Source organism: Lachnospira eligens, from assembly GCF_009680455.1.
Taxonomy (GTDB): Bacteria; Bacillota; Clostridia; order Lachnospirales; family Lachnospiraceae; genus Lachnospira; species Lachnospira eligens_A.
This window is the reverse complement of sequence record NZ_WKRD01000012.1, coordinates 70,886-78,988: the sequence shown is the minus strand read 5'-3', so window position 1 is coordinate 78,988 and position 8,103 is coordinate 70,886. Positions and strand designations below refer to the sequence as shown.

The 8,103-nt window shown below is 39.8% G+C and carries 8 protein-coding genes; all 8 read right to left on the bottom strand.

What is annotated here, in order from left to right:
- Positions 1-161: 161 nt before the first annotated feature.
- The 8 genes from hisS to GKE48_RS13610 all read right to left on the bottom strand — a co-directional run bounded on the left by hisS (position 162) and on the right by GKE48_RS13610 (position 8,067).
- A complete protein-coding gene (gene hisS, locus GKE48_RS13645) occupies positions 162-1,436 on the bottom strand; it encodes a histidine--tRNA ligase (protein WP_022097787.1) in 1,275 nt (424 codons plus the stop codon).
- A 136-nt stretch (positions 1,437-1,572) separates the two neighbouring features.
- Complete coding sequence (gene purD / locus GKE48_RS13640) at positions 1,573-2,847, bottom strand: phosphoribosylamine--glycine ligase (RefSeq protein ID WP_154301339.1); 1,275 nt, start codon at positions 2,845-2,847, stop codon at positions 1,573-1,575.
- A 46-nt stretch (positions 2,848-2,893) separates the two neighbouring features.
- On the bottom strand, positions 2,894-3,490 hold the full coding sequence (gene purN / locus GKE48_RS13635) for a phosphoribosylglycinamide formyltransferase (RefSeq protein WP_118390538.1): 597 nt from the start codon (positions 3,488-3,490) through the stop codon (positions 2,894-2,896).
- A complete protein-coding gene (purM, locus tag GKE48_RS13630; protein ID WP_022097789.1) occupies positions 3,484-4,509 on the bottom strand; it encodes a phosphoribosylformylglycinamidine cyclo-ligase in 1,026 nt (341 codons plus the stop codon). Before purM ends, purN begins: the two co-directional genes overlap by 7 nt.
- Before the next feature lie 59 nt (positions 4,510-4,568).
- Positions 4,569-5,069: a 5-(carboxyamino)imidazole ribonucleotide mutase gene (purE, locus tag GKE48_RS13625; protein ID WP_012738797.1), complete on the bottom strand. Its 501-nt coding sequence runs from the start codon at positions 5,067-5,069 to the stop codon at positions 4,569-4,571.
- A gap of 107 nt (positions 5,070-5,176) precedes the next feature.
- Positions 5,177-7,249, bottom strand: a complete 2,073-nt coding sequence (locus tag GKE48_RS13620) for an aminopeptidase (protein WP_154301338.1) — start codon at positions 7,247-7,249, stop codon at positions 5,177-5,179.
- 28 nt (positions 7,250-7,277) lie between these two features.
- Positions 7,278-7,592 carry a DUF6142 family protein gene (locus GKE48_RS13615; protein ID WP_154301337.1) on the bottom strand — a complete coding sequence of 105 codons (315 nt, stop codon included), beginning with the start codon at positions 7,590-7,592 and terminating at the stop codon, positions 7,278-7,280.
- Positions 7,593-7,596: 4 nt separating this feature from the next.
- On the bottom strand, positions 7,597-8,067 hold the full coding sequence (locus tag GKE48_RS13610; RefSeq protein ID WP_022097791.1) for a VanZ family protein: 471 nt from the start codon (positions 8,065-8,067) through the stop codon (positions 7,597-7,599).
- Positions 8,068-8,103: the final 36 nt, after the last annotated feature.

The following is an 8,103-nucleotide window of genomic DNA, read 5'->3' as shown; positions in this document are numbered from 1 at the left end:
TGACAGTTTAACTTAGGTATCTATTTTTGTAAAATCATTTACTCTTTACACTTTGAATTATACAGGAAGCTACTATTAATATATATTTTCTAAGTTTAGTAGGTTTATGCAAACTATCCCGGTGAAATAGTTCTAACCTGCCCGGGGCTTACACATCAACACTAGAACAAGCTTATCTCGTCCCCATTGCTGACATTAACAAATCCTTTATATCCACGTTCCTCAAGCTTTCCGAGGAACTTTCCCATCTTCTTAGGCTTTACATATAATGAGCATACTTTACCTTCTGCTCTGTATTTTTCTGCTATTGCATAGGCTTCCTTAACCTGTCCCTCATCGTACATAACAGCAATCTTGTCTGCTGATGCCTTAGTCTCAACACCATTCTGCATAAGGATTGAGAAGATTCTCTCGAATCCGATTGAGAATCCAACAGCACTTACCTGCTGTCCTAAGAACTTGCCAATAAGGTTGTCATATCTTCCACCACCTGCGATAGCACCCTTGAAATCAATACTTTCAACTTCAAATACAGTTCCTGTATAGTAGCCCTGACCTCTTACTAAAGAAAGGTCAAATACAACATCAAACTGACCGTCTGAAAGCTCATTTACAGTGTTAATAATTCCTCTTACGCTTTCTGCTGGAGCTTTATCATCCAGTATAGCCTCAACACTTTCAAGGCTTATCTCCTGTGCACTTGAAACACTTCCAAAGAATCCGATAAACTTCTCAATTGCAGCAGCATCAAATCCCTTGTCTGTAAGCTCAGCCTTAACACCGTCAAGTCCGACCTTATCCATCTTGTCAAATGTAATACACACACTATCAAGCTGATCCTCGGTAAATCCACAATTCTGAAGGAATGAACGGAGAAGTCTTCTGTCGTTAATCTTAACCTTGAAATTCTTCATGCCAATAGCCTTAAGAGCCTTGGTTGTTGTAAGAATAAGTTCAACCTCTGAATCTGTAGAATCAGAACCAATAATATCAATATCACACTGAACAAACTCACGAAGTCTGCCCTTCTGTGGTCTTTCAGCTCTGTACACTCTGTCCATCTGAATACATTTCATAGGAAGAGTGAGCTTGTCCTTGTTGTTAGCAAAGTAACGGCTGAGCGGAAGTGTAAGGTCATATCTTAATCCCATATCAGCAATTTCATTCTCACAGGCTGTTCCTGTCTTAGGATTTTCCTGAAGTGAACTTACAGCCTTCTCAAGCTTATCGCCTCTCTTCATAATCTTGAATATAAGATTTAAATTCTCACCACCATCACTCTTATCAAGATTCTCAATATCCTCAATAATAGGTGTTGTAATGTGTTCAAATCCATTAGCAACATATACCTTTAATATCTCATTCTGAAGGTAATCCCTGATTTCAACCTCATTAGGAAGATAATCATTAGTACCCTTAACTGGTGTTATTTTCATAATTGTCTCCTCATTTACACACTAAGGCAGATAACCGGTATTCTCCAGCCATCTGCCCCCATTTTCTTTAATACTAACTATTTTCCGCCAGTATCGAAAATGCTTCGCATTTTGCCTGACTCTTAACAGTTACTAATTAAGCTTCATCAATTGCCTTACCAATATCATGTCTCATATATTTGTTATCGAAATCTACCCATTCAGTAGCTTCATAAGCCTTGGCTCTTGCTTCCTTAAGGTCCTTGCCAAGTGCTGTAACACCGAGAACTCGTCCTCCGTTAGTTACAACCTTGCCCTCTTCATTGAATTTAGAACCTGCATGGAATAAGAAATAATCATCCTTACCCTTGAAGTTTTCCATTCCCTTAATCTCGAAGCCCTTCTCATATGCGAGTGGGTATCCGTCAGATGCGAGAATTACACATACACATGCGTTATCCTCAAACTGAAGGTCAACCTTATCAAGAGTTCCATCGATACAAGCCTCAAATACATCAACAATATCATTCTTCATTCTAGGAAGAACAACCTGTGCCTCAGGATCACCAAATCTTGCATTGTACTCAAGAACCTTTGGTCCCTTTGGAGTAAGCATAAGTCCAAAGAAGATAACTCCCTTAAATGGTCTGCCCTCACTCTTCATTGCATCAACAGTTGCCTGATAAATGTATTTCTTACAGAACTCATCAACTTCCTTAGTGTAGAAAGGTGATGGTGAGAAGTTACCCATTCCGCCTGTGTTAAGACCCTGGTCACCATCCTTAGCTCTCTTATGATCCTGAGCTGATGACATAATCTTAATTGTATTACCATCAACAAATGAAAGTACTGAAACCTCACGGCCTGTCATGAATTCCTCAATGACAATTGTATCACCTGCTGTTCCGAATTTCTTGTCAAGCATAAGCTCATCAACACCTGCAAGTGCATCCTCTTTGTTCTCACAGATGAGAACACCCTTGCCAAGTGCAAGTCCGTCAGCCTTAAGAACGATAGGATACTCAGCAGTCTCAAGATACTTCTTGGCCTCTTTGGCTGATGTAAATGTTTCATAAGCTGCTGTTGGAATGTTGTATTTCTTCATAAGGTTCTTAGAAAATGCCTTAGATCCTTCAAGAATAGCGGCATTCTTTCTTGGTCCGAATACTCTTAAGCCCTCTGCCTCGAATACATCAACAACACCACCGACAAGTGGGTCATCCATACCGATAACAGTAAGGTCAATACTGTTTTCCTTAGCAAATGCTACAAGCTTGTCAAACTCCATTGCCTTAATATCAACACACTCTGCAAGCTCTGCAATTCCCGCATTACCCGGTGCACAGTATATCTTGTCAACCTTAGGACTCTTGCTTAACTTCCAGCATATTGCATGCTCTCTTCCGCCGCTGCCTACAACTAATACTTTCATCTTAATTCCTCCGCATATCATTATCTATATACTTAGTCAGTAATCATTAATTAACATGTTCATTGGCAATCTTGTTAATTGCCTTAGGAAGAAGCTTCCATTCAGCCTGCTCCATAATTCTTTTCTGAAGAGTTTCAGGAGTATCACCATCAAGTACATCAACTGCCTTCTGGAAAATAATCTCTCCTGTATCCATTCCTTCATCTACATAATGCACAGTTGCACCTGATACCTTAACACCCTTTGCCAGAGCTGCTTCATGAACCTTGAGTCCATAGAAACCAACTCCGCAGAATGAAGGTATAAGTGATGGATGAATATTAATAATTCTGTGGCTGTACTGATGAACCATTTTCTCTGGGATTCTTACAAGGAATCCTGCGAGTACTATAAGGTCAACATTAAGCTCATTCACTTTATCAAGCAGCGCATCGTTAAATGCATCTCTGCTTTCATAATCCTTTGGTGATATGCAATATGCTGGAATATTGTTATCCTTAGCTCTTGTGAGTGCATATGCTCCGGCATTATTGCTTATAACTGCTACAAGCTCTGTGTTAGTGATTGTTCCATCCTTAACAGCATCGATAATAGCCTGAAGATTAGTTCCGCCTCCGGAAACCATAACTGCAACTCTTAGCATAAAGTAACTCCCTTCTCGCCAGCTTCAATACTTCCGATAACATATGGAGTCTCACCTGCAGACTTAACTGCTGCCATAACTGTATCAACATCAGCAGGATCAACAGCAAGTACAAGACCGATACCCATGTTAAATGTATTATACATCATATGCTCTTCGATATTGCCATCTTCTGCAAGCATCTTAAAGATTGGTGGTACTTCGTAGCTGTCCTTCTTAATTACTGCCTTAACACCGTCTGGAAGCATTCTAGGTACATTTTCATAGAAACCACCACCTGTGATATGGCTGCAGCCCTTAACCTTAACGCCTGCCTTCTTGATTTCCTTCATTGTCTTAACATATATCTTAGTCGGAGCAAGTAATGCCTCTCCTAATGTCTTTCCAAGTGAATCGTAATATGTATTAAGAGATTCCTCTGTCATTGTAAATACGCTTCTTACAAGTGAGAATCCGTTGCTGTGTACACCGCTTGAAGCGATACCGATAAGAGTATCACCCGGCTTGATGTTCTCGCCTGTAATAAGATCCTTCTTATCAACAACACCTACAGCAAATCCTGCAAGATCATATTCATCCTGTGGCATAAGTCCCGGATGCTCTGCTGTCTCACCACCGATAAGTGCACATTCAGACTGTCTGCAGCCCTCTGCAACACCACCAACGATAGTAGCAATCTTTTCTGGATAATTCTTGCCGCATGCGATGTAATCAAGGAAGAAGAGTGGCTCTCCACCAGCACATACAACATCGTTAACACACATAGCAACTGCATCAATACCGATAGTATCATGCTTGTCCATAATGAAAGCTAACTTAACCTTAGTTCCACATCCGTCAGTTCCTGAAAGTAATACAGGCTCTTCCATCTCCTTAATCTTAGCGAGTGAAAATGCACCTGAGAATCCGCCGATTCCGCCTAACACTTCTTCTCTCATAGTAGACTTAACAGCCTCTTTCATTAACTCAACTGACTTGTAACCTGCTTCAATATCAACTCCAGATTTCTTGTAATCCATGATTCTTTCTCCTTCAATATTATGATAAATGTAAGTTAATGTAACTATTCAGTTACTAATTAATAATTCTTATAACCGACTTCCTGAAGTCTGGCATCCTTCTTCTGAACACTTTCCTTAAGATTCTTAGTATAATCCTTAAGCCTTTCAAGAAGTGCTGCATCAGATGTTGCAAGAATCTTGGCTGCAAGAATGCCTGCATTGGCACCACCGTTAATAGCAACAGTTGCAACAGGAATACCTGTAGGCATCTGTACTATTGAATATAATGAATCTCTACCGCCTAGTGATGTTGTGTGCATTGGAATACCAATAACAGGCATTGGGAAAATAGCTGCGCACATACCCGGAAGATGTGCTGCCATACCTGCACCTGCAATAATAACCTTAAATCCCTTCTCCTCTGCACTCTTAGCATATTCAAAGAATACGTCAGGCTCTCTGTGTGCTGAGATAATTGTCATCTCATACGAAATTCCTAACTGTTCAAGAATGTCTGCTGCCTTTGCCATAACAGGCATATCAGAGTCACTTCCCATAACAATTCCTACTAAAGCCATATTAACCTCCTATGTCCGATAGATATAATATTAAAATTAGTGAAAACACTAATTATCATTGTACTTTGTTTTAAACTACGCGTCAAGAAAAAGCCCATATTACATCTTTACTGTTCCTGTAAAAATGCATCATTAAGCGCAAGTGTGCCATCAAGCACGAATCTGCCGTTCTTAATTAAGTCTGTTCTTGTTCCATCCTCTGCCACAACAGTAATATTGCCAATCTCATCATACGGAATGGTAATATCGGTGTGACAGTTATAATAAGCCTTGTCCGGCTCCGTCTTACGAAGAAGTGAAACCTCATTATCCCTTGAGATAATCTCCTTGCCGTCCGGATTAGTTACATACACATCTTCTGCCCTTGAATAGCATGTGTCACCGACTGCAAAATGTGGTCCCATCTTCTCAACAATAAGAATCGGAAGCTTATACACAATATCATGCTTATTGGCAAACACATATGCTGTAGTGTTAGTTCCTATAGCAAACTCTCCGAGCGGTAAAGTTTCATGGTCATATAACACATTTGCCTTGAAAAGCTCTCTATTCTTAGCTTCATCATCAAAGTTAGTGCATGTGTAGTCCTTAACAAATCCGTCCTCAAACCATACCGTAAGATTATTAAACTTAATATCATTAAGATATACACTGCTCACATTAAGCACACCTGTTGTTTTCTTAAGCACAGGTGATGTAAATACTTCTCCAAGCGGAATATTAACGTCCGCAAGACAGTTCTCAAATACAGTCTGCGTCTTATGGTCGGTTATCTTCATAATAGAAACCTTCATGTCTGTGCAGTTTCCGTTAGCTCCTTTAACCTCAACATACTGTGCTGTATCAAGTACATCAATAAGTGCCTGCTGGATAGCTTTATATTTGTTATAATCAAGGGTATTAATCTTAACAGTACCCTCGAATATTTCCTCAAAATTCTCGCCAATCTCAGGTATCGGATAAGCAATTATTGTAAAGCTTCTCTCTTCGCCTTTGATATACTCATTAACAATGCTTCCTGCGTCATTGCTGTATTTCACAGAAAGCTTCTGCTGCTTTGCATCAAGTGTTAAAGCCTCGCTCTTAATCTGTGGCTCAAATGGCACTTCACCAAACACCTCCATAACAGCAGGTCCACCATGCACCGCTGCAAGCTCTTTGTTCTTCTCATATGCAAGCTTTAATGCACCAGTCTTTCTCTCAACAAATTCGCCATCCATATAAAGTGCATTGTCAAAACGATGGTCGAAATCCATCTGCTTGTTAGGATTAGCTCCGTAATAGCCAACCTTAATGTTAAGTCTTTTATTAATCGTGTTGACCGCTGCCCTGTATATTGTAGGCTTAAGTCCAAGCTTTTCAAAATTCTTAATCTCAGCCCTCACAAGTCTTTCAAATCCCAGACAGTATCTTATATTAACTGTTTTCTTCTTAGACAAATCCTTGCCTGTAAGCTCGAATCCGATTCTGTACCCTTCTGTAAATGTGTCCGCCATCTTCTGGATTTCTTCTTCACTGAGCGAACTAAGATACTCTGCTGTCTTAATCTCATTGTCTGTGACATACTCACCGAATCTGTACAGATATCTTACATCTGTAAGGTCAGACTCCATAATTATCTTAGTTGCAAAATCAAGTTCAGGGTCTAACAGCTCTCTTACCCGGTACTCCATAAGGTCATCACTGTAATCACTAACATACCAGTATACAGACTCTTTCATCTGCTTATAATCTGGCTTTCCACTGTCTTCCTCAGTCGATGCACACATGCAGTACACTTCAACAAAAAGCTCCATAAGTGCTGTCATTTCTGCCATTCTGCCTTCATATGCATACACAATCATTCCTCTTATCTCAACGTAAAGGAATGACAAAAGCCTTCCCTCTGAAAGCCCTAACTTTGAAGCTGCATATGCCGGATTAGCGTAGCTTGTCTCATAAGCCTTGCCAATTACATCTTCATACAGTCCTGTATTCACATTCTTATACTCTTCAAGTGAACAATCTCTGAAAACATCAGCTTTTAAGTCAGCCGCAAGCTTATCCATCTTAAGAATAAATGTAGCGATACATTTGAAATAATCTGCAAACCCATCCGTCTTAAGCCCCGGCTCCTCTGCTATCTCTTTAATTCTTTCTATTGCAAGAGCGTAACGCTCTTCTACATTATCATTAAACAATTTCTTTCTCCTTCTGCCCTGATAAGGATTATATTCCCATTAAGAATACTGCTATCATAAATACTGCTATTACCCCACACAGCATTGAACCAAATCTCGAAGTTCCGTAGAACTTATTATCTTCTTTGAAGCTGATTAGTCCGATTACTGTTCCAATTACCGCTAAGATAAGGCTTAATATTCCAAGACTTCCTACTCTTAAGCCGCCTTCTCCTGCTGCTTTAAAAGACAGATACACTCCATAACCCAAAGAAAGCAATGACAGTATTCCCATCGCAGTCGATATCAAACCACCAAGTGCCTGACTTTTATCAGAGAACTTGTATTTATTAAAAAGTTTCATTCTTTCACCTGTCCTTTTTATTAAACATTTTAACAATTCTGTATGCTATCGCATATACCGCATAACCGCACAATGCACCCAGTACATTAAGTACAAGGTCATCAACATCAAAGCATCCGACCTTACATATAAGCTGTACTGTTTCTATTGTAAGCGACAGTGCGAATCCATATGCAAATGTAGCAAATACATTAATTCTGCCATTGGAAAGCCACGGCACGAATATTCCAAATGGTATGAATGCCAGCACATTTCCAATTATATTAAGAAATGCTATCCAGCCAAGCGAGTCAAAATGTCCAAGATAACGCCAATAGCGCCTGATTTCCGTGAACAGTGTAAGATTGTATTTGTAACCGCTGGCTATCTCTGCCCTTCCCATTCCTTCTGCGAAAAAGACTACATAAAAGAGCAGAATCATATATATAACAAAAAGCGCCCATTTTATAAGCGTTACATAATGTTTCTTTTTCATAACAAATCTGCCCGGCAGGCATAATTAACCCACCAG

Excerpts from the sequence above, each read along its gene's own strand:
- GKE48_RS13615 (WP_154301337.1), bottom strand. The coding sequence starts at position 7,592 with ATGAAACTTTTTAATAAATACAAGTTCTCTGATAAAAGTCAGGCACTT.
- GKE48_RS13610 (WP_022097791.1), bottom strand. The coding sequence starts at position 8,067 with ATGAAAAAGAAACATTATGTAACGCTTATAAAATGGGCGCTTTTTGTT.
- purE (WP_012738797.1), bottom strand. The coding sequence starts at position 5,069 with ATGGCTTTAGTAGGAATTGTTATGGGAAGTGACTCTGATATGCCTGTT.
- purN (WP_118390538.1), bottom strand. The coding sequence starts at position 3,490 with ATGCTAAGAGTTGCAGTTATGGTTTCCGGAGGCGGAACTAATCTTCAG.
- purD (WP_154301339.1), bottom strand. The coding sequence starts at position 2,847 with ATGAAAGTATTAGTTGTAGGCAGCGGCGGAAGAGAGCATGCAATATGC.
- hisS (WP_022097787.1), bottom strand. The coding sequence starts at position 1,436 with ATGAAAATAACACCAGTTAAGGGTACTAATGATTATCTTCCTAATGAG.
- purM (WP_022097789.1), bottom strand. The coding sequence starts at position 4,509 with ATGGATTACAAGAAATCTGGAGTTGATATTGAAGCAGGTTACAAGTCA.